This window comes from Streptosporangium lutulentum (genome assembly GCF_030811455.1).
Lineage (GTDB): Bacteria > Actinomycetota > Actinomycetes > Streptosporangiales > Streptosporangiaceae > Streptosporangium > Streptosporangium lutulentum.
Map to the genome: position 1 here is coordinate 7,404,339 of NZ_JAUSQU010000001.1, position 20,643 is coordinate 7,424,981.

Annotated in this window: 21 protein-coding genes and 4 pseudogenes; 10 read left to right on the forward strand and 15 right to left on the reverse strand. The window is 66.4% G+C overall.

Annotated features, from left to right (window positions below):
• Window positions 1-252: 252 nt before the first annotated feature.
• On the reverse strand, window positions 253-456 hold the full coding sequence (locus J2853_RS33145; RefSeq protein ID WP_307564639.1) for a hypothetical protein: 204 nt from the start codon (window positions 454-456) through the stop codon (window positions 253-255).
• A gap of 105 nt (window positions 457-561) precedes the next feature.
• Window positions 562-711, reverse strand: a complete 150-nt coding sequence (locus J2853_RS33150) for a hypothetical protein (protein ID WP_307564640.1) — start codon at window positions 709-711, stop codon at window positions 562-564.
• A 109-nt stretch (window positions 712-820) separates the two neighbouring features.
• On the opposite strand from J2853_RS33150, the gene J2853_RS33155 reads away from it, so the two are divergent.
• The gene (locus J2853_RS33155; RefSeq protein WP_307564641.1) at window positions 821-1,078 is read left to right on the forward strand and encodes a winged helix-turn-helix domain-containing protein; all 258 of its coding nucleotides are present in this window, start codon (window positions 821-823) and stop codon (window positions 1,076-1,078) included.
• Window positions 1,079-1,290: 212 nt separating this feature from the next.
• Here J2853_RS33155 and J2853_RS33160 read toward each other — a convergent pair whose 3' ends face one another.
• The 5 genes and pseudogenes from J2853_RS33160 to J2853_RS48225 all read right to left on the reverse strand — a co-directional run bounded on the left by J2853_RS33160 (window position 1,291) and on the right by J2853_RS48225 (window position 6,916).
• A complete protein-coding gene (locus J2853_RS33160; protein WP_370879548.1) occupies window positions 1,291-2,568 on the reverse strand; it encodes a recombinase family protein in 1,278 nt (425 codons plus the stop codon).
• Window positions 2,569-3,078: pseudogene (locus tag J2853_RS47990) on the reverse strand (recombinase family protein); the annotation flags it as partial.
• A pseudogene (metE, locus tag J2853_RS33165) lies at window positions 2,981-4,729 on the reverse strand (5-methyltetrahydropteroyltriglutamate--homocysteine S-methyltransferase); the annotation flags it as partial. The pseudogenes J2853_RS47990 and metE, both read right to left, overlap by 98 nt.
• Window positions 4,730-5,005: 276 nt before the next feature.
• Complete coding sequence (locus J2853_RS33170) at window positions 5,006-5,530, reverse strand: NUDIX hydrolase (protein ID WP_307564643.1); 525 nt, start codon at window positions 5,528-5,530, stop codon at window positions 5,006-5,008.
• A gap of 41 nt (window positions 5,531-5,571) precedes the next feature.
• A pseudogene (locus J2853_RS48225) lies at window positions 5,572-6,916 on the reverse strand (NsdA family TPR-like regulatory protein).
• 186 nt (window positions 6,917-7,102) lie between these two features.
• Here J2853_RS48225 and J2853_RS33180 point away from each other — a divergent pair.
• Window positions 7,103-7,444, forward strand: coding sequence for a hypothetical protein (locus tag J2853_RS33180; protein ID WP_307564645.1), 342 nt, complete (start codon window positions 7,103-7,105; stop codon window positions 7,442-7,444).
• A 62-nt stretch (window positions 7,445-7,506) separates the two neighbouring features.
• Here the strand turns inward: J2853_RS33180 and J2853_RS33185 are convergent, their stop codons facing one another.
• The 4 genes from J2853_RS33185 to J2853_RS33200 form a co-directional block, all read right to left on the reverse strand.
• Window positions 7,507-9,669: an ABC transporter permease family protein gene (locus J2853_RS33185; RefSeq protein WP_307564646.1), complete on the reverse strand. Its 2,163-nt coding sequence runs from the start codon at window positions 9,667-9,669 to the stop codon at window positions 7,507-7,509.
• The gene (locus J2853_RS33190; protein ID WP_307564647.1) at window positions 9,666-10,352 is read right to left on the reverse strand and encodes an ABC transporter ATP-binding protein; all 687 of its coding nucleotides are present in this window, start codon (window positions 10,350-10,352) and stop codon (window positions 9,666-9,668) included. The genes J2853_RS33185 and J2853_RS33190 overlap by 4 nt, the downstream gene beginning before the upstream one ends.
• A gap of 68 nt (window positions 10,353-10,420) precedes the next feature.
• Window positions 10,421-10,780, reverse strand: a complete 360-nt coding sequence (locus tag J2853_RS33195) for a hypothetical protein (protein ID WP_307564648.1) — start codon at window positions 10,778-10,780, stop codon at window positions 10,421-10,423.
• A 123-nt stretch (window positions 10,781-10,903) separates the two neighbouring features.
• Entirely contained in the window at window positions 10,904-12,274 is a 1,371-nt protein-coding gene (locus J2853_RS33200) for an ISAs1 family transposase (RefSeq protein ID WP_307564649.1), read from the reverse strand.
• Between the two features lie 110 nt (window positions 12,275-12,384).
• On the opposite strand from J2853_RS33200, the gene J2853_RS33205 reads away from it, so the two are divergent.
• Entirely contained in the window at window positions 12,385-13,113 is a 729-nt protein-coding gene (locus tag J2853_RS33205) for a helix-turn-helix domain-containing protein (RefSeq protein ID WP_307564650.1), read from the forward strand.
• On the forward strand, window positions 13,046-13,807 hold the full coding sequence (locus tag J2853_RS33210; protein WP_307564651.1) for an ABC transporter: 762 nt from the start codon (window positions 13,046-13,048) through the stop codon (window positions 13,805-13,807). The genes J2853_RS33205 and J2853_RS33210 overlap by 68 nt, the downstream gene beginning before the upstream one ends.
• 422 nt (window positions 13,808-14,229) lie before the next feature.
• On the opposite strand, the gene J2853_RS33215 is transcribed toward J2853_RS33210, so the two are convergent.
• On the reverse strand, window positions 14,230-14,394 hold the full coding sequence (locus J2853_RS33215) for a hypothetical protein (RefSeq protein ID WP_307564652.1): 165 nt from the start codon (window positions 14,392-14,394) through the stop codon (window positions 14,230-14,232).
• Between J2853_RS33215 and J2853_RS47995 the strand changes: the two genes are divergently transcribed.
• From J2853_RS47995 to J2853_RS33240, 5 genes and pseudogenes are all read left to right on the forward strand, one after another.
• Window positions 14,393-14,650, forward strand: coding sequence for a hypothetical protein (locus tag J2853_RS47995; RefSeq protein WP_370879449.1), 258 nt, complete (start codon window positions 14,393-14,395; stop codon window positions 14,648-14,650). The two genes, J2853_RS33215 and J2853_RS47995, sit on opposite strands and share 2 nt — an antisense overlap.
• Window positions 14,651-14,720: 70 nt before the next feature.
• Window positions 14,721-14,882, forward strand: coding sequence for a hypothetical protein (locus tag J2853_RS33225; protein WP_307564654.1), 162 nt, complete (start codon window positions 14,721-14,723; stop codon window positions 14,880-14,882).
• 433 nt (window positions 14,883-15,315) lie between these two features.
• A pseudogene (locus J2853_RS33230) lies at window positions 15,316-15,621 on the forward strand (helix-turn-helix domain-containing protein); the annotation flags it as partial.
• A gap of 53 nt (window positions 15,622-15,674) precedes the next feature.
• Window positions 15,675-16,292 (forward strand): transposase, encoded by a 618-nt coding sequence (locus J2853_RS33235; protein ID WP_307564655.1) that lies wholly within the window; start codon window positions 15,675-15,677, stop codon window positions 16,290-16,292.
• A gap of 199 nt (window positions 16,293-16,491) precedes the next feature.
• Window positions 16,492-17,106: an IS5 family transposase gene (locus tag J2853_RS33240; RefSeq protein WP_307564656.1), complete on the forward strand. Its 615-nt coding sequence runs from the start codon at window positions 16,492-16,494 to the stop codon at window positions 17,104-17,106.
• A gap of 151 nt (window positions 17,107-17,257) precedes the next feature.
• Here J2853_RS33240 and J2853_RS33245 read toward each other — a convergent pair whose 3' ends face one another.
• The 3 genes from J2853_RS33245 to J2853_RS33255 all read right to left on the reverse strand — a co-directional run bounded on the left by J2853_RS33245 (window position 17,258) and on the right by J2853_RS33255 (window position 19,445).
• Window positions 17,258-18,097, reverse strand: a complete 840-nt coding sequence (locus tag J2853_RS33245; protein ID WP_307564657.1) for a pentapeptide repeat-containing protein — start codon at window positions 18,095-18,097, stop codon at window positions 17,258-17,260.
• A 171-nt stretch (window positions 18,098-18,268) separates the two neighbouring features.
• Entirely contained in the window at window positions 18,269-18,682 is a 414-nt protein-coding gene (locus J2853_RS33250; RefSeq protein WP_307564658.1) for an ester cyclase, read from the reverse strand.
• A gap of 160 nt (window positions 18,683-18,842) precedes the next feature.
• Window positions 18,843-19,445, reverse strand: coding sequence for a LysE family translocator (locus J2853_RS33255; protein ID WP_307564659.1), 603 nt, complete (start codon window positions 19,443-19,445; stop codon window positions 18,843-18,845).
• 86 nt (window positions 19,446-19,531) lie between these two features.
• Between J2853_RS33255 and J2853_RS33260 the strand changes: the two genes are divergently transcribed.
• Window positions 19,532-20,455, forward strand: coding sequence for a LysR family transcriptional regulator (locus tag J2853_RS33260; RefSeq protein WP_307564660.1), 924 nt, complete (start codon window positions 19,532-19,534; stop codon window positions 20,453-20,455).
• The last annotated feature ends 188 nt before the right edge of the window (window positions 20,456-20,643 follow it).

Here is a 20,643-nt window from a genome sequence, read left to right on the forward strand (position 1 = left end):
TGTCCGTCATACGGCGTCATCCCAGGCCAGGGGCATGTTAGTGCCGACGCTAAGATGCTCCAGCTCAGAGGCATGTTACTGAGCCCAGTAACTTGTTCCCGGTTGGCCGGCCAGCCCAGGCTAATCCGGTGATTAACCTGGCTGACCTGGTGTTCGTTGACTGAATCCCACTCTGGTTATTAAAGAACCAGAGTGCATCGCCGCAGCTCAGGACCATATTCGGGAGGTCCCGAAAAAGGTGCCAACGATCTCCTAGCGGTCGCCATAGCTGACGCATGCGCTGGCGCGCATCTTGACCTTGGCCAGGGCCTGGTCCACCAACCGGCCCAACTCCCCCAGGTCGTGGAGCATCCTGGCGCGGTCCAGCTTCTCCCAGTCACGGATCACGGCCGGCACATCCTTCGCCTGCCTGGCAGCGACGGTGATGTGCTGGCCGGTGCCCTCTCTTACAGCCACGTTCCCGATGATGGTCCAGTCCCGAAGCGCCACGTCTCCGACCTCCGAAGCTCCGAGCCATCAGGCTCGGTAGATGTATTTAAGTGCGCCTAGATGTAGTAACCCTCAGATCCACGAAATCCCACGCTGCTTGCTGGGGCCAGCCTCCAGCTCCATGCCCCGCAGCCATGCTGCGATTCCCTCATCGGCGATCTTGCGGAGGAGTAGGGTCAGCAACCGCTGCTCACGCGACAGGTCCACCAGGTACATGTCCATGCAGTGCATGGTAGCCGTATCTAGGTGTATTAAACCATCACTATGTGTATCGCAGTGTCTTAGCGTGTGGCTATGTTGAGGATAATACGGCTACCTACGGTGGCGTCTTGTGACCGCCATCCATCCCCAGCGCTCCAAGTGGAAGCAGGCGTTCAGGGCCATCAAGGAGCGAATCCGCTCTGGCGAGCTGGCTCCTGGAGATCGCGTGCCTACGGTGCATGAGCTGATGGCTGAGTTCGAGATGTCGAACACCGTGGCGCAGAAGGTCCACAAGGCCCTCCGTGAGGAGGGCCTGGTCGAGACCGAAGTGGGGACCGGCAGCTACGTCCTGGAAGGCGCAGCGGAGAAGATCGAGGCTGCGGAGTAGGGCCTTGCGTGGCACCCCTGATCAAGAAGAAAGAAGTCCATCGAGGGTTGCCGGCCACCGCAGCTAAGGCTCCGGTGCGCACACGACTCCCCCGATATGAAGAAGAAAGAAGTAGGTACCGTCCAGGCGGTACCCCCCGCCACATGGGCCACCCCCGAGAGAGAAGAAAGAAGTGGGGGCACCGTCGTGGTACCCCCAGCCTCTAGCAGCTCTTAAGCCCTCTTCATGGCGGCCTCCCTCATAGCCGCCTCAAGCTCCCTCTGTTCCGCCACGGCCTCCCCTGCCCAGCGCTTGGCCTCCTGTAGGTAGCCGGGTTCCACGGTGTCGGAGAACGCGTCGTTGATGCGTCGCTGGAGGTCTCCGGGAAGGAGCAGTTCCAGGTCTGGAGCGTTCGGGCTTCCGCCCACGTACATCCGGACGCCGGTCTTGCGCAGCAGGGCGGCGCGAGTCTTCCAGTCCGGGTTACGCTCCCAGAACTCGCGGAAGGTCTCACCAGTGCCTGTCTCGACCCACCGGGACGGAACCACGGGCAGGGCCTCCAGCTCGGCGAGAGCTGCTTCGTGGTCCTCCATGGCCTTGATGACTGCGTTGGCTGAGGCGCTGCCGGGCTTCATGTGGACGAGGTTGCCCGTCAGGTTGTTCAGGGCTTCCTTGAGCTGGTTGATGTCGGATGTCCGGTCGGAGCCGGGGACGTAGGTCTTGTTGGTGATCTCCAGGCCGCCAGCGATGGTGAGGAACATCTCCTCCAGGTGCATTTGCAGAACCTCCCGCAACCAGGAGGTTGCGTACTGGCACTTGTGGTCGGTCCACTGGGTCTTGCAGATGTACCAGTTGTAGGTCTTCGCTGGGACTGTCTTCCTCTTCTTGGTGGACGAGCTGCCGTGCAGCACCTCGCCGCACCGGCAGTGGAAGACGCCGGCCAGATCTGTGGTCCTTCGGTCCACGCCTCGCTGTGATGCGCCGCGAAGGTTTACGACGTCCTGTAGCTGTTTAAATTCCTCGGGGGTGAGGATCTCCTCGGCCCACTGCACCGGTAGGCCGTTCTTCTTCTGGATCTCGCCCTTGTGGACCGCGTAGCCCATCAGGGCTGAGTTGGTCAGGACCGACCTGATCGAGTTGGTCCGCCACTTGGTACCCACAGGCGTGTTCGAGACGTTCTCGCGGCCGTTGAGGGCGTTGATGTGCCTCTGGTGGTCGCGGGCGGTCATGATGCCACGGGCGTTCCAGTCGTCGGCGATGCCGCCCATGGAGCCGTTTTTGTTCACCAGGCGCTCGTAGGCTTCCCGGATGAGGGGGCCTGTGATGGGGTCGATGTCGAGACGCCAGCGCGGCGTCTCTTTGTGCTCGATGCGGATCGCCCGGTAGCCGAAGGGCCAGGAGCCGCCTGACCAGAGCTGTTCATCCCGGAAATATTCGAGCTGGTCCAGGCGCTTTTTGACGACGTCGTTGCGGTAGTTGGCTGCCTGTGTGGCCTTGATGTGGGCGATCATTCGGCCGTTGGGGGTGGACAGGTCGAAGGCAGGGTCGTCGAGGACGATGACGGTCTTGTCGTTCTCCATCACGAAGCCGACGAAGGCGGCCCAGTGAAGGTCGTCTCGGGTGATCCGGTCCTGGGCTGTGACCATCATGCCGTCCCACTCGTGGATCAGTGGTGACACGAGCCACTTGGCCAGAGAGGGCCGCTTGTCCAGGTTGATCGAGCCGGAGACGGTGGCGTCCTCTACCCAGCCTGCGAGGGTGTGGTTGCCCTTCCTGACGGCCTCTGAGAGTCGGACGTCTTGGCGCTCCAGCGCCGATGACTGCTCTGTGTCCCTGCTGATCCGCTTGACTGCCAGCACGCGCACACGTTCCTCCTGGTGGTCGCCCTGATTCCAGGCTACACGGAAGTTTGGGTAGAGGACAATCCGACCCGTACGACTGCACCCAGCCGTGGCGGGTGACCGCGAAGCCGTCGAGGTGCTCGGCGAAGTACTGCACCATGTCGTTGCGTTCCGGCTCACCGTGGACGAGCACGTCCAGCCCGAGCCGCTCCTGCAGGGCGACGACCCGCTCGATCTCGGCGCGGACCCGGTGCTCGTACCCGGCCTCGTCCAGCTCCCCCGCGACCATCGCCGCGCGGGCCGCCCGCAACTCGCCGGTCTGCGGGAACGAACCGATCGTGGTGACCGGGAGCGTCGGCAGCCGCAGGTGCTCGGCCTGCGCCGCCGCCCGCACCGCGTACGGGCTCCGGCCCTCTCGCGCCGACGGCGCCTCAACCGGTGCGTCGAACACCGGCGTCCCTTCGATCCGTACGTCGGACACTGGCGTTCCTTCGGCCGGCACCGGCCTCCGCGGCCCCGAGACCGACGCCACGGACGCCGACGGCCCCGCGCCGAATGCCCCGGACGCCGGCGGAGCCGTTCCGCCGCGCGGAATCGAGGCCAGCAGGCCGGCCAGCTCGACCACCTCGGCCACCTTCTGGTCCGCGAAGGCCAGCCGCCGCCTCAGTGCCGGGTCGAGGTCCGTCTCAAGGTCGGCGTCGTACGGGACGTGCAGGAGGGAGCAGGAGGTGCTCACGACCACGTCGCCCACCCGGTCGCGTACGGCGAGCAGCGTGGCGAGCGCCCGCTCGGTGTCGGTGCGCCAGACGTCGCGCCCGGAGACCACCCCGGCGACGACGATCTTCCCGGCGAGGACGTCCAGCCGGGAGAGGTCGCCGTCCGCCCACCCGCCGTGTCCCTGCCCGCCGTCCGCCTGCCCGCCGTGTCCCGGGCCGCCGTGCACCAGGTCCACGCCGATCGCCTCGACCGGCGTGCCCGCGAGGACCGGCAGCGCGTCACCGAGATCACCGAAGTACGAGGCGACGAACAGCGACGGCCGGTCGGGCAGGGAGCCGAGCCACTCGTAGGCGGTCCGGACGGCGGCGAGTTCCGCGTCCGTACGGTCCGCCACGAGCGCGGGCTCGTCCAGCTGTACCCAGGCGACGCCCTCGGCGGCGAGTGCCGCGAGCAACCGCTCGTACACGCCGAGCACGTCGGCCAGCCGGTCCAGCGGCACGAATCCGGCCGGACCGCCGGGCGCTGCCTGCGACAGCAGGAGGAACGTCACCGGGCCGACGAGGACGGGCCGGGTCTCGACGCCCAGCGCACGCGCCTGCCGTACCTCCGAGAGGGGTTTGGCGGCGTCGAGCCGGAAGACGGTGTCGACGCCGATCTCCGGGACGATGTAGTGGTAGTTCGTGTCGAACCACTTGGTCATGCGCAGCGGCGCGACGCCCTCCGTGCCGCGGGCCATCGCGAAGTAGGCGTCCTCGTCCGACCGCCCGCGATACCGCTCGGGGACCGCGCCCAGCAGCATCGCGGTGTCGAGCACCTGGTCGTAGTACGAGAAGGTGTTGGACGGCGACGCGCCCAGGCCGAGCGTGCCGAGCCGCCGCCAGCTCTCCTCGCGCAGCCCGGACCCCACCCCGTGCAGGTCCTCGCTGGTCGAACGACCGCCCCAGTAGGACTCCAGCGCCCGCTTCAGCTCACGGCGGGGACCGATCCTCGGATACCCGAGGACCGTGGAGGTGGGAAACGGTGATGTACGTACGGCGGTCACGCTGACTCCATGCACTGAGGCGGATCGGACGGGGAAATCCTGCCCACCCCACACCTCCCGGGCTCGATCCATTGAGGATGCTTATGGATGCCTCCCAGCGGACGCCGGGGGCACGACAGCCCTCCTGGGAGCCGACCCCGGCCCACACCTGCGCGGTGTCGGTCGCTTCACGGTGGGGCCGATCATTCGCCGGGCTTATCCACCGGCCTCCGGCCCTTTCCCGGACTGAACCCTTTTGGGCTGAACTGGCTCGGCAACGCATCGCCACCGCTCGCCGAGTGGCTCGTGAGCGTGATCATTCGACCTCTGACTGATGACTGCTCCGACCACGCACGCAGCGCTCTGTTTCTACGGCTCGGTAAGAACGTAGAGCAGCGCAGCCATGCTGGTGCCGCTCACGATGTCGCCCTTGCCGACCAATTCACGGATGTCGGCGAGGGGTACCCACTCGACGCGCTCGGCCTCCCATGCCTCGGTCGGCGGACCGGTGTAGGTGGCGCTGTCGGCGCGGAAGATGTGGTGGACCGAGTCCGAGATACCGTTTGTCGGCTGGATGCGCAGCAGTGCGCGCAGCGGTCCGGGCCTCCATCCGGTCTCCTCCTCCGTCTCGCGTGCGGCGGCCGTCATCGGCCCCTCGCCGTCGTCGATCTTCCCGATGGGGATCTCCCATCCCCACGTGTCGGTGATGAACCTGTGCCGCCAGATCATCAGCACCCGACACTGATCGTCGGTGACGACGGCACCGGCTCCCGGCGCGGTACGGATCAGCCGATGGTCCAGGTGCCTGCCGTCGGGAAGCTCCACATCCGCCACCCGGATATCAAGCCACGGATCGGTGTAGAGGGGTTCTTCGGAGTTGACCTGCCAGCGCATGCGACGTGCTCCCAGCGTGGTTGCCTGATCTCGGCTTCACGCTACAAGGGCACGCGTGCCTGCTGATGTGCACGTGTCAGAAACTCCCCGACCACGCGGGCTTCGAAGGGACGCAGAGCATCGGCCACCATGGCGACCCGTTCGGCGATGCGTTCGGACTCCATGCCCTGCGCGCGGTCGAGCATCGTCTCAGCGGTGATGACGGCGTGGTCCAGGTCACCGCGCTCGGTCAGGATGAGAGCAAGGGTCGCGAGCCGGTGAGTCTGGCCGCGTAGATGGCAGGTATCGGCGGAACGAAGCGCCTCTTCGGCATTGGTCTGGGCGGCGGTGAGATCACCAAGCCGCCGTAGGGCCTCAGCGTGCTGACACTCCAGCAGGCCCGGCTGCACGTATCCGGTCTCGGGCGGCTCGTCACCCTGGCGGATTTGAGCGGCGGTGGTCTCCGAGCGGCGTAGGTGCGCGTGACAGCTCGCCCGGTCTCCCACCCGTGCGTACGCCTTGGCCTGAAGCGTGTGCAGGTCGGTGACCAGGGCCGGACTCAGATGCCCACGCGCGCCGCGCAACGCGGTCTCGGCGTATTGGATGACGTACCGGTACTTCGCCCGGGACATGGCCTGATTCGCCAGCAGGGCGACCACGTAGCCGCCGAACGCCAGGTTGCCGGATGCCTTGGCCATCCGCAGGGCGTGGAACAGGTAGCGCTGAGAGCGCGTGACGGTCGGAGTCGTAAGCGCAGATGCCCGCGAGCGCGACCAGGCCACCGGCTGCCCGAAACAGTTCCCGGCCCGTGCGATCGTCATGGCCCCCCTTCAGCAGAGGTGCCACGCCGGAGTTGAGAAAGGCCACGACGCGCGGCCGTACCGGCACACCCCCGACACGGCGGTACATCTGTTCGTAGCGATTGCGGGCGTCCTTGAGTACCTGGACATCGTCCATGCTCACCGGGTGCGGGCCTCGGTGGGAGACGTCCAGCTCATGAGGAGGGTTCTCCCACGCGAAGACGGGCGCGACGGCAGCCGGTCCGTCGATCATCGAAGCCCCTGCCGGGAACACCTTGTTGCTGAGGTCTCCGCGCCACAACGCCACTGCCTGATCAACGGCTCGCGGTAGATCCGGCTCGTCTCGGCCTGTTCCGGCGCGCATCATGCCGATGTCAGCGAGCGACAAGGGCCGGCAGATCTTGTCCCCGATGATCTCGCAGATGATTTCCGGCACATCGCCTCGGGGGACCGCCCCGTCTCTGATCCATCGGGCGACGGCGGTGTGGTCGTAACGGGTCGGGCGTCGGGCGGTGGATGTGGCGCTGTTGATGCGCGCGGCGAGCCCGGCGTGTGAGATCCCCGCCTCGGCGAGCAGAGAGTCAAGCAGGATGTTCGGCTCGCTCATCGACCCGCCTTCCGCACGCTGCCGCTCTTGCTCGGAGTGTAAACAGCCCCGTGCGCTGCGGAGAGGGCATCCACTCAAGGCGGCTGTCACGACTGGATCGCTTTCACACGGGGTGTGAACCGACTCCCATGTCCACGGTCGATCACACGCTTATGCCGACTCAACCACGGGCGGTCCACTGGGGGCATGAATCCGTCGATGACCGATATGGATCTTGCCGCGCTGACTCCCGTCGACTCGGCCGAAGAGCTTCGGGCCGAACTGGAACGGCTGGACATCACAGCCGATGTCCATGACGGGTATGGGCTGGCGCTGGTGTCGGTCTGGGTGGGCCTGGTCGTCTGGTGTAAGGATGATCGCTATTGGTGGCGTACCGGCTGGGACGCTCGGCGTCAGCGGTTCACCTACGCCTGGCATCCGGCGATAGAACCTGTCCGAGCTGCTCGCCGAATCGCGTTCCGCTATGCGGAGCTACGCAAGGTCTATCCCCCGTCTGAGCCGGCGGGGGCACGTTGTGATCCTGCTTGATGAGTGCGTGAGTCCGCACGTGGCCATGGCCCAGCGGGATCACGCGCGGCTGGAGTGTTAGTTCAGTCGGCCACGGGGCGCCAGCGGGCGGCGACGCGGACGGCGTTCGCACCACCAGCCGCTCCAATGGCGAGCGACAACCCCGCTGTCGTCACGGCCACATTCGCCAATAGGCTCCACGACATATCTCCAGACCTTGACATCGCCACGAAGAAGTTGCCTTGCCAAGCTGCTATTGCCACCCCTGCCGCGACCGCGATCAGGCAGGGCGCCACAAGGTTCCAGGCGGCCACGCCGAACACGAACCGCCGCCGCTCGGTGAGCACGGTCAACGGTGCGAGCGCGGCGGTGAATGTCAGGAACTCGGCCGCCGAACTCAACCCCATCGCCACCAAGAGCACACTCAGCACGACCGTGACCAGGAAAACGACCCAGGAGGAAATCGTCGTCAACCTATTTGACCCCTGAGCCCAGGTGTCACCGGGGCGGTTTACCTCCGCCAGGGCGAACGCCCGATGCGCCTCCTCATTCACTTGCACCGCCAGCCCACCTGTCCCGACCGCTGAGACGACGACGAGTTCCTGGACACGCGGCCAAGCGCTTCGCTCATTCGTCAAGCGCACTTGCACGTCGTCTCCGCTCCGCCGGAAATGACCGACCAGCGTTTGCGCCCGAATATCGCCGTCCCGCAACGACACCCGATTCCCAAAGCAGTCCGACACCAGCCCATCCACGGCAGCGCAGGAGCCCCAGAGCCGTCTCGGCTGTGTCTCATCCTCCGGTGCTACCACGCCCAGCGTCGCCGAGCCCGCCGGAAGCTTCCCGACGAAAGACTCGATCGACTCACTGTCTAGATAGGGGGAACTGACGACCAAAACGCTGTCCTGAAGACTCTTCTGGAACTCAAGGGCCCTCTCTGATGAGTCGCCGAGTCTGCTGGTCCATACCTGTGCTTGTACGACGATCCCGATCCCGATGACAATGACCGCAGTCAGGCGGACCACGATGCCAGGGCGCGCGGCTGTCCACCGCCCCGCGATCAGCATCGCAACGTGCCCTGCCTTTGCGGCCCATGCAGCCATCACGCCGCCGAACCGCTGGATCACGATCGCCGACGCCGAAGGAAGTGCAGCCCACAACACCGCTGTGCCGCCAAGATAGGCCAGAAAACCGAACATGCGCGGCAAATATGGGGTGAGTACGATCCCCACTAGCCCAGCTACACCGGCGACGAGCCTCCACCGGGGCACCCGTCCCGTGAACGTCCGCGGGCGCCCCGAACGGCCGCCCGCGTCCACCCGGTGCAGCGTCACGATGGCCAGCAGTACGAAGATGACGGAGGCGGCCACGGTTGGCGGCACTGCCCACAACCACGCTCGGGTGTCAGCCGAATTGATCATATACTCCGGCCCCGGCAGGCGGACGGTTGTGACCAGCGTAGCCAGGTAAGGCGTCAAGCCGATCACCGCACCGGCCAGCGCTGGGACGACGCCCTCGCCCATGTTCAGCAGAGCCCGATGTCGCCACGACGCACCCAGTGCCGCCAGTAGCTCCGTTCGCCGATCTCTAGCCGCAGAGCCGCATCGAACAGCGATGACTAGCAGAACAGCCGCCGCGACCCCCAGTGTGGCCACTAGCATAGTGAGGAACTGTCCAATCGGCGCGACATCTCGCGAGTCGCCGATCAGCATGGTGTTTACCCCACCGAACCGTTTGATCCCGCGCCAGCCCTCATACCCGCCGACTACGTCGGGCCGCACATACGCCAACCGCTCGCCCGGAGAAGATAGCCCGGCATCTCCGATGAGTCCTGCGAACGTCCCGTACCTGTGGAGAATGCGCTCCCTGGCACCAGCTTCCAGGAGCGCCGGGGACAGGAATACCTCACCCCGTTCAGGCCAGCGCGGTAATCCCGGCGGCGGACTGACGGACTCGGCGAGCGGCTCCACGTGAATTACCGAGTGGGGCACGGTTCCGATAGCGTCCCTGTTGATGTTCAGCCACACGGCTGGCCTGCGCACGTCGTTGCCTGCAGGAACCGGTCCGCGTGCCGCATCCCGTTGCTCACGACCGTCGTAGGTCGCCACCACGACAAGGCCGGCCAGCATCGTAGTCGTCAACACCGCCGAGGCCAGTAGCAGCCCGGCGAACCTAATTCGACTTCCTGGCGCGCCCCTTCCAGCTGCGAACCCGATGCGCAGCAATTGACGCCACAGAGGGCTCATGACCTGGTCTCCGCGAGATTACCGCCACGCAGGTCGAATCTGCGGTCAGCCCGGCGGGCCACCGCTTCGTCGTGGGTCACCACCAGCAGCGCGCAGTCACGCACGCGTGGCACGGTGAATAGCAACTCTGCTACCGACTCGCGGGCCTGCTGATCGAGCGCGCCGGTCGGTTCGTCGGCAAGCAGCAGCACGGGCTCGGTGATTAACGCCCGCGCGACGGCTGTGCGTTGCCTCTCCCCACCGGACAGCAACCCTGTCGGCGTTCCGGAGACGGGCACGCCCAGGTCACGGAGCAGCGCCTCGGCGTTGTGGTATGCGTTCCGGCGTGGTTGCCCAGCCAGCAGCGCCGCGATGGCGACGTTCTCGACTGGCGACAATTCGGGCAATAGTTCCCCGAATTGGAAGACCATGCCGATGTACTCGCGCCGATGTTCAGCCAGACGCCGCTTTGGTAGCTTGAGGATGTTTTCACCAGCGACGTAGATCGCTCCATCGTCGGGCGCGGTGAGCCCCATGATGCAGTTCAGCAGGGTGGTTTTTCCGGTTCCGCTTGGTCCGCAGAGAACCGCTGATTCCCCTGATCGGAGCTCAAACGAAAGCGTTCCGAACAAGTGGCGACCGGAAACCGCAAATCTTAGCCCCTCGATCCTCAGAACTGGACGCCCGTGAGCACGGCTGACCATGAAACTCGCCTTCTGAATTGTTGAGAAATGCCGGGCGGAGCAGCGGCTCCGCCCGGCATTAGGTATTACTACTCGTCCCAAGCGCTGCAGTCATCCGGGAGTACCGGAATACTGACGCACGCGCGCAGACTGGTCACCGTGGTTCCCGTGCCGCTCTGGACGGAGGTTCCCCAGTTGGGGTTGTTCAGGTTGAACACCGAGCTTCCCGAGCCGCTGCGGGTGTAGTTGGCGTACGTGTGGCCCGGGTTGGTCTGCCAGCTGTTGTTCTGCGCCACCACCCGCGTACCCGAGGTGTAGGCGTGGGCGTAGTCCTCGGTCGCGCTCAGCGCGGACGCGCCGAACACGGGCATGAGCGCGGCAGCTCCGATGACACCTCCGAGGAGCAGACCGGCCTTCTTTAACAGGAAGCGACCACGGTTGGACTTCATTGCGATACCCTTTCTGTGCATCGAAAAGATGTGCTGCGGGCGGAGGCTAAGGATTTTCGCCCGCAGCTCTTGACCTATGTGATCATGACTTTTTTTTCCTCTTGAAGTCAAGATCGAACAATCTTATCTCATAGCTTTGCAGGCATTTGGCCTAGGAATTAGCACTGAGTCGCAGCTCAGGCGGCGTCTCCGCGTCATTGATTCGGCCAACCGACCGGATGGTTTTGGGATGACCACCAGGGCCCCGGCGTTGAATTGTTCCGTCCCAATCCGTCCTGTGATCAGATGTTGTAGACAGCGAAGGCGGCATCGTGGTCGAGGAGGTCGCGGCGGGCGGGGGCGATGTTGGCACGGCCGGCCAGACGGGCGGTGCTGATCGCCAGATTCCGGAAGCCGGCCAGGGCCCTGGGCGCGGTACCCGTCCTGACCTGGGAATGATCCTCCTTGAACGTCACGTCTCTGACCCCATTCAGCCGATTTTCCACGCACCAGTGCCGGCGCTCGTAGTGGTTGAGGTGGATGGGACCTGCCAGGCAGGCTGGCGATGCCGAACACGATCTCTTTGCTGATCCACGGGCCATCCGGGGGCCGGGCCAGGTCGCCGACGTCGCGGCGGAGCCGGAAGGCTTGCCGGGCACCGGGGAAGAGACCGTCATCGGCGGGGGCGGTGCGGATGGTGCGGCGCTCGGTACGGCCGTGCCCGTGATCGTCATCGATGGCGGTGGTGGCCGACCATTCGGCATCCGGTTCCGACAGCAGGGCGTGCGCGGCGGCGCGGGTCAGCGGTTGGTTGCCCTTCACGATGAGGACATAGTGGCCACCCATCTGGGTGATCATGCGGGCGGTGGTCTTGGTGGTGTGCAACGCGTCCAGGGTCAAGACCATCCCCTCTATCGGCAGGTGGGGCAGCAGGGTGCGGGCGGCGGGGCCCTCGCCCTTCTTGCCGGCGACCTGGCATTGGCCCAGGATCACGCCGTGCTCGTGGCTGATCGCGCCGACCAGGACGACCCGTCCGCCCTCGGCGGTGCGTGCTCCGCGCAGTGCCTTACCGTCCAGTGCCGCCGCGGGCAGCAGTCCGGGCGGGGCAGGGTGGGTGAGCTGCCGCGCGGCCGCGCGGCGCTGTTCTCGCTCAGCGGGGCCGGGGGTGTCGGGGATCTGCGGTGCGGGCGCCTGATGGTGGATGACATCGACGACGTAGCCGCTGATCGCGGTGCCCAGTGCGTCGGCGTCCAGCTCGGCCAGGACCCGGCGGAAGGTCCGTTCGCTCGGGACGGTGAACAGCCCGGTGAACGAATCGCGGTAGGCGCCCAGCCGCTGGAGCACCTGTTGAGAGATCCGGGCGGCCCACTGCCGGATCGCCGCCACGCTGTCACCGCCGACCACCGGCGTGGCGCACGCGGTCAACGTCACGATGACCACCAGCGGATGCCGCAGCCCACAGGACGAGCGCTGATCGGGCACCGTCGCCAACCGGCGCATCAACGCCGATTCCACCACGACCGGGTCGGCGGCTAGTGCCGCATCATCTTGGGTTTGCCCTGTTTTGTGGCGACACGCCGATCACGGTCCCACCTCTGTGGGCGTGATCGCTTCAGACTCTGCTCGTGGCTGAGCGGGTTCGCGTACGCGAGATCGATGACGATGAAGGAAATCGGCTGCTGCGCATCGTACGGCGCGGCACCGGCTCGGTGGTGACCTGGCGGCGAGCGCAGATGATGATGCTGTCCGCCCAGGACATGAACACCACCCAGATCGCCAAAGTGGCCTTCACCAGCGAAGACCGGGTCCGAGATGTGATCCACAACTTCAACGCCGACGGATTCGACTCGCTCTACCCCAAGTACAAGGGCGGCCGGAAGCCGACGTTCACCCTCCCGCAGCGCGTGGAGATCAAGAAGATCGCCAAGTTCAAACCGGTCGAGCACGGGTTGCCGTTCTCTCGGTGGAGCCTTGCCAAGCTGGCCGATTTCCTGGTCGCCGAGGGGGTGGTCGAGGACATCAGCCATGAGGGCCTGCGCGAGCTTCTGCGTGCGGAAAGTGTGTCCTTTCAAGCCATAAAGACCTGGAAAGCCTCCCGGGATCCGGACTACGCGACCAAGAAGGCCCGCGTCGAGCACCTGTACGCCATCGCCGACGGCGAGGTCATCGGTGACCCCGACGAGCCGGCTGTGATCTTCTGCATGGACGAGTTCGGGCCGCTCAACCTTCAGCCCCGCCCGGGCAGGCAGTGGACCGGCGTTGGCGGCAAGGCCAAGGACCCCGAGCGTGAAACTCGACCGGGCCGTTCGCGTCACCCCGCCCGTCATCCGGCGGCGCGACCTCGTGACTGCTGAGGTCACGAAGATCCTCACCCACCCGGCCACTCCGTTCGCGATCGTGGTCACGTTGCTGCTGAACACGACTCTGGGTGTCATCCACGCCACCGACCTGGTGCGGCTCGGCGTCGGCCCCCGCCCCACGCCGCTCTCCGAACTCGGCACCCTGATGTTCGTGCCCGTGTACGTGTTCCTCGTCCTCCCGATCTACGCGGCCGGGAGCGAGTACCTGTCAGGGCAGATCAGGGTCACCCTGGCCAGCACCCCGAACCGGGTCACCCTCGCCCTCGCCAAACTGGCGGCGCTCCTCGCCGTCACGGTTCCCGGCGCGCTCCTTGTGCTCCTCCCCGAACGCCTCACCATCACCATCGCCGACGGAACGGACGCCGGGGGCATCCTCCTCGATCTGGGCCGCTGGGTCGCCGCGTACACGCTGATGGCGCTGGTCGCGTACGGGCTCGCGGGACTTCTGCGCAGCACCATCGCACCGCTGACGATCCTGGTTCTCGTCCCGGTCCCGGTCGCGACCGGCGTGTTCCAACTGCCGGAAGTGATCCGGTTACTCCCCGACCAATTGAGTCTCAGCATGCTCGGCACCCCCGGATATGCCGTCACCGAGCTCCCTCCGATGCTCGCCGGCGCGGCTCTCACGACCTGGGCGCTGCTGCTCGCTGCCGCGAACGGGCTCGCTCTGGTCCGCCGCGACAGTTAGCCTGGGCACCCTTCCTCCGTCAACGGCACGGGCCAGCGCGGCCGGAAAATAACGTGGAGAGCTCTGCGCCTGCCGATAATTCCATCCGTCCAGGTCACGGCCTTGCAATGCTTCTCTTGCAGGCAGGCTCCGGCTCTTGCAGAGGAGGAGTACGGCAGGATGACCGGTCGTGCTCCTTTGTCTGGCCTATCTCGCCGTCACGAACACCTTCGCGGCGCTGAGGTTGCTGCCGATGGGCGATCGGGACAAGGACATCGAGATTCTCACCCTACGTCACCAGATCGCCGTCCTGGAACGGCAACTCGGCGCCGACACCCGGGTGAGGTTCGCGCCTGAGGACCGGGCCTTCCTCGCCGCTCTCCTGGCGCCTCTGCCCCGCGAGGTGCTTCGCCGACTGAGGCTTCTCATCCGCCCGGACACTGTCATGCGCTGGCATCGCGATCTGATGAAACGGCGTCATGCTCGTGCCTGCGCGCCGAAGCGGCGCGGGCGCCCAAATTCCCGGCGCTCATCGACGAGATCCTCGCCGAGGCCGGCATCCAGAGCGTGCTCACCGGTATCCGGATGCCACGGATGAACGCGATCATGGAACAGTGGGTGCAGTCCTGCCGCCGCGAACTACTCGATCGCTGCCTGCTGTGGAACGAACGCCACCTCCGGCACGCCCTGCGCGAGTACGAACAGTTCTACAACCGGCACCGCGCCCACCAAGCCCTCGCTCAGGCCACCCCGCTGCGTCCTGCCCCGGATCCGATCACCGATCCAGAGCGGATCGGCGACCTGAACATACATCGGCGAGATCGGCTCGGCGGAGTTCTCACATGCTGCTTGAATCCCCTATAAGAACAATTCGGCAACTCACTTCCCGAGGTCGCGTTCTTCTGGACTCCAACCCCCGCAGAGAAGGATCACGATGAACGACAACGTCATGGTCGGGCCCGGTGCTCACGAGGATTCCGCACTGAATGCTCTCGCTGACAAAAGACCGGAGGAGGCGCAGGTGTGGGCCATCCTTGCGCTGGCTTCGGCGGTCAACCGGCTGGCGGAAGCACAAGAGGCCATCGCGAACAGCTGAGCCCCGCTGAATCTTTCGGCAACAGTGTTGGGGTGCTCGCGGCCTGCTCCCGGTCCTCGTCGACGACGGTCGCGATTCTTTCGGCAACCGCCTGTCGAGGGCCTGGGCGTCGCGGGCCGGGACCGGCCGGAGAGCCGCAGCCCGGCCCGCGAACGCCAGCGGCCCGCCGTGGCGGGCCGCCTTGACTATGTAATGAAAATCCTCGCCGAACGACCTTCTCAAGCGACCTTGATCATGTGATCCGACAACGTACGTAGCCAGTTACTGATCAAGAAAGTCTGAGGTTACGGGCGCCTGGGCCGGTTGAGCGGCGCGTTCGCGGGGGTTGTAGACCTGGAATATGAGGTATTCGGATCGTGGGGGCCTGTCGATGCGGGCCCGCGCTGAACGGGAGCGGCTTCGGTTCGTGGCGGCGGACCTGTTCGCCCAGGGGATGAGCGCGCCGCAGGTGGCGCGGGAGTTGAGCATCACCCGCAAATCGGCGTGTGCATGGCGTCGAGCCTGGGAGGCCGGCGGCAAGACCGCACTGGCCTCCAGGGGTCCCGGCGGGAATGTGTGCCGACTGTCTGCCGATCAGCTGGAGCGGCTGGCGTGGGAGCTGGATCGAGGTCCGGCCGCGCACGGCTGGACTGATCAGCGCTGGACGCTGCCCCGGATCGCCGCAGTGATCAACGAGGTGTTTCGGGTGTCGTACACGGCGCGCGGGGTGGCCTACCTGTTGCGCGGGCAGGGGTGGTCGCCGCAGGTGCCGGTACATCGAGCCACCGAGCGTAACGAGGAGCAGATCACCGCGTGGCGGGGCCGGCGGTGGTCGGCGTTAAAAGAACCGCGGCGGCCTGGGGCGCCTGGATCGTCTTCTGCGACGAATCGGGCCAGAACCTCAGACCGCCCAAGGGCCGCACCTGGGGAAGGCGGGGCCAGACCCCGATCGTGACCGTGCCCGGGCGTGGAGCGGGCCGGGTCTCGATCGCCGGGCTGCTGTGCGTCAAGCCGGGCGAGCGGACCCGGCTGATCTACCGCACGATCACTTATCACGGCCGCAGACATGAGCCGAAGGGCTTCGGCTGGGCCGACTTCGCCGCTCTGCTCACCGATGCCCATCAGCAACTCCGCGGCCCGATCATGGTGATTTGGGACAACCTTCCGGCGCATGTCAGCGCCCCGATGCGGGCCTGGATCACCGCGCGTGCCGACTGGCTGCTGGTCTATCGGCTGCCGGCGTATGCCCCTGAACTCAATCCGGCCGAAGGCATCTGGGCCAACCTCAAGGGCAAGATCTACAACCTCGCCGTTCACGGCGTCGACGCACTCGCGGTGCTCCTGAAAAGCCATCTCAAGCGCATGCAGTACCAGCCTGGCCTGCTCAACGCGTTCATCGCCGAGATCGGCTTGAGTCTCGAACCGCCGTAACCTCAGACCTTCTTAATCAGTAGAGGGTGTCTGAAAAGCCCATTGATGGGCATATCGACCATGTAATGACCCGTGTCGGGAGCACGGGAGGTCGTCGATGACCGAGAAGCGTGCCGCATACCCAGCCGACCTGAGTGACGTCGAGTAGGAGGCCCTTGCTCCATCGATCCCGCTGGCCAAGCTGGGTGGGCGTCCGGCGGTGCATGAGCGGCTGGCGAGAGATCCTGACCGTGCTGCGGGAGCGGGAACGCACCCGGCAGGGCCGACTCCCGCAGCCGAGCGCGGGCATTCTGGACAGCCAGAGTGTCAAGACCACCGAAAAAGGGGGCCCCACGGCTACGACGGCGCCAAGAAGGTGAACGGCCGCAAACGGCACCTGATCGTCGACACCCTGGGCATCGTGCTCAAGGCCCGGGTGAGCGCGGCCAACGTCGACGACCGCATCGGCGCCACCCTCCTGTTGCACGACATCCGACAGGACTTCCCGCGGCTCCGCCATTGCTGGGCCGACCAGGGCTACCGTGGCCCCTTCCTGGAATGGGCCCGCCAGGTTGCCGGCATCACCGTGCAGGTGGTCGCCCGACGCGACGGCGGCATGCGGCACACCTGGGCTCCCGTTGGAGCACCGCCCCGGATCGTACCTCGGTTCGCCGTCGTCCCCCGCCGTTGGGTAGTGGAAAGAACGTACGCCTGGCTGGGCCGCTACCGCCGATTGGCCAAGGACTACGAGTACCTGCCGGCCACCTCAGAAAACACCATCTACCTGGCTATGGGCTTCACCCTGCTCCGCCGGCTCACCCGAGCACCAACCTAACGACTTTTCAGACACCCTCTACCGACTCAAGCGGGATCCGGAAAGGGATCGCGCATGGGTGTGGTCCCGTTCGGAGCGCCCGCGGGACCGGGCGTGGCCGGATCCGGTGCCGCTTCACCAGCCGTTCGGAGGGACCGGGAATGCCCGGCGGCTACCAGTGCGCCGGGTGGGTGAGCGACGGCGGCACCTTGGTCCCGGCATCGCCCTTCGCCGCGTCCAGCTGGGACTGGATGAGGAAGATGCTCCCGGTGAGGTCGGCCCCTCTGAGATCGGCGTCCCTGAGGTCGGCCCCGATGAGATCGGCCGTTCTCAGGTCGGCGCCTCTGAGATCGGCCCCGATGAGGTAGGCCCCCCTCAGGTTGGCGCCTCTCAGGTCCGCGCCCTTGAGTTTGGCCCCGATGAGGTCGGCTCCCCTGCGGTCCTTCTTCTTGTGCCGGACCTCGGCGCGCACGAGTTCGCTCGCGCGCAGCAGCAGGGCGTTGACGTCTCGCCGGCGTGCCGCCACGTCCAGCTCGACGAGAGCTTCGGGGCCGTTGCGGGTGAGGCGTTCGATCTCCTCCAGCGCGAGGCCGAGCTCACCGTGGAGGGATCGGGCGGGCTGCAGCGTCAGCGCCTCGGTCAGGTACCAGAGCAGCTCGTGGAGGTCCCGCATGACCGGGAACACCTCGAACATCCGCCGCGCGGTGTGCGGGGCCCGCCGCCAGTCCTCTCCGCCGAAGGTGATCTGAGAGACCTTCTGCCCCGCGCCGAAGCAGTCGTAGACGGTGCACCCTCGAAAGCCCTGCTGCCTGAGGCGTGAGTGGATGCCGCAGCGGAAGTCCGTTTTCAGGTTGGGGCAGGCCTGCTTGGCGGGCTTGTCGATCGCGAAGTCCGTCGAGGCGGAGAAGGCCGGTGCGACGCAGCACAGCGCGAAGCAGTTCTCGCAGTCGGCTCGCAGGCCGAGGCGTCCTTCTTCCGAGGTCTGCCCTGGGTGTTCGTGTTTCTCGGACAACGTGCGCGATCTCCTGCTGGGAAGCAACCGTGCCGGTCACGGACGGTGACGAATGACCATGAGCAGCACTTTCACCACGCACCCTAGCCGACCTCTCCCAGGCCGTCGTCGCGGGCGGGATCGCACGGCGGGCGCGGACCGTGTGCGACCGGGCGCCACCGGCCCGGGTCCTCAGTGCTCGGTCAACCGCTGGAACAGCTCCCATGAAGCACGCTCGACCCAGTTGTGCAGCAACTTGCCGTCTTCGCGCACCGCCCAGACGGCGGTGCCCGTGAAGGTTATCCACCGCTGGTCGGCCTCCAGGCCGAGCACGCCGTTGTTCTTCCCGGTTATGCGCCAGCGGGACGCGACACGACTTCCGTCCTCGTTCTGGAACGACTCGACGACCTCCAACTTCAGGTCGACGACCTTCTCCAGGAAGCCCCCGACCCACTCCTTGAAGCTCTCCTTCGAGACGACGTCCTCACCGCCGCTGGTGAGAACGAAGTCGTCGACCACGAACCTGTCGATCGCATCAGGATCGTGTGCGTTCCAGACGGCGTCCCAGAACTCTTCCACGATCTCAACCGATGTCGGAGCGCTCACGCTCACCTCCGGAAGGCGCAGCAAGACTTTTTGTCATTATTTCTGACACTACAGTCAAGGGCGACGCGGCCTCCTGAGTCACCCGGGGCCGGTGCGAGATCAGCCCGGCGCGATCCGTGCCGGGGCGATCCGGGCCAGGGCGATCCGGGCCGGGGCGAGCTCAGACGAGGTCGTCCGCCGCGAGAAGTCCGGCGAGGCCGACGAAGCACACGCCGCTGCCGAGATCGACTCGGCGCCGGGTCCGAGCCGGGATGCCGGTCGCTCCGAGGCGACCGCCGAGGCCGATGTAGCCGAGGCCGACCACGATCTCGATGCCGAGGTAGGCCCCTCCGAGCAGGGCGAGTTGCGCACCGGCGCCGTCTTTCGGCCCACCGGTGAACTGGGGCAGCAGGGCGGCGGTGAAGAGCACCAGCTTCGGGTTGCTCATCGCGACGACGAACTCGTTGACGATGAGCGGCCGCACGCCCTTTCTCCCCGTGGAAGTCGGGGCGGCCAAGTCCGGGTCGGCCGATGCCCGCCAGGCGCGCCGCAGGCTCACGAACCCGATCCACGCGAGGTAGGCGACACCGACCCACTTGATCACCGTGAGCGCGGTGGCCGAGGCCGCCAGTGCCGCGCCGAGCCCGGCCACGACCAGCCCGACGAGGATGACAAAGGCGGCCAGTCGCCCGCCGAGCCCGGCGAGGGCGTGCGCGGAGCCGTGACGTACGGCGTTGCTCAGGCCGAGGAGCTGGTTCGCTCCGGGAATGAGCGACACAAGCACGGCAGTCGGGATGAAACCGACCCAATTAATCACAAAAGCCAACTTTAGTACTCAAAACGGGTTTAACCAGGCCCGGGGTACGCGGCGTGGGGAGATGGCCATACTGGAGTGTGGATCCCGGCCCGCCACTGCGAGACATCGGCTGCTTCGCGCTCGTCGCCCAGCGCCTCAGCTTCTCGCGCGCCGCCGCCGAGCTGCACATGTCCCAACCGGCGATGAGCCAGGCCATCGGCCGCCTGGAACGATCCCTGGGGGTCCGCCTCTTCGAGAGGACCAGCCGGGAGGTCCGGCTTTCGCCGGCGGGCAAGGCGCTCCTGCCCTACGCCGACGCGATGCTGGAGGCCTCCGCCGCGCTCGTGGCCGAGGGCGCGCGGCTGGCCAGGTCGGCGAGACCGACCCTTCGCCTGGCCTATCCACTGATCGTCGGCCCTCTCGCGGCGCGGATCGCCCTCCGGCTGACCCGGCGCAAGCCCGCGATCGACGTCGAACTCAGGGCCTCGGGGTGGGGGGCCGCCACGTCGGACCTGGAGCGGGGCGACATCTCGGCGGCCATCCTCAGCGCGCCGTTCCCCCGGGAGTTCACGACCGCCGCCCGTTTCCACGTGACGGTCGGCCATCTCACCGTACCGGCGGGCGACCCCCTCGCCGCCGTGTCACGGATCCGGCCCGAGCAGCTCTCCCGGCAGAAGATCCTCATGCCGCGCAACCGCACGCCCGGCGGCATGTGGGCGCGGCTCGCCGCCCAGTTGCGAGGCCCGCACCAGCACCACGTGGTGGCCGACGACATCGACGACTTCGCGGCCGCGCTGGACCTCGTGGCCGCCGGCGTCGGCCTGCTGCCGACGCCCGAGTTGCTCGTCAAGACGATCCGCCGCCATGACATCCGCTTCGTCCCGCTCGACGCCGGGGATCTTCGCATGATGTACGGACTCGTCTGGTCCGGCACGCACGCCTCGCCCGAGCTGATGACCCTGGTCCAGACCGTCCAGGAGGCGCTGTGGACCAGGTAGGCCCCCTGCTGCTCGGCTCGCCCGACCGGCGGACTCCGCGCGGATGAGCGGCCATGACCTCGACGTCCCCGTTTCCGGTCGGCCGATCGTGTAACGAAAGGCAGGCTGCCGGAACTAAGGGGGAGAAGCAGGACGTCATGGGATCAAGGTGGACAGGAATCAGTAAGAAAAGGTGTCAGACCATGTCA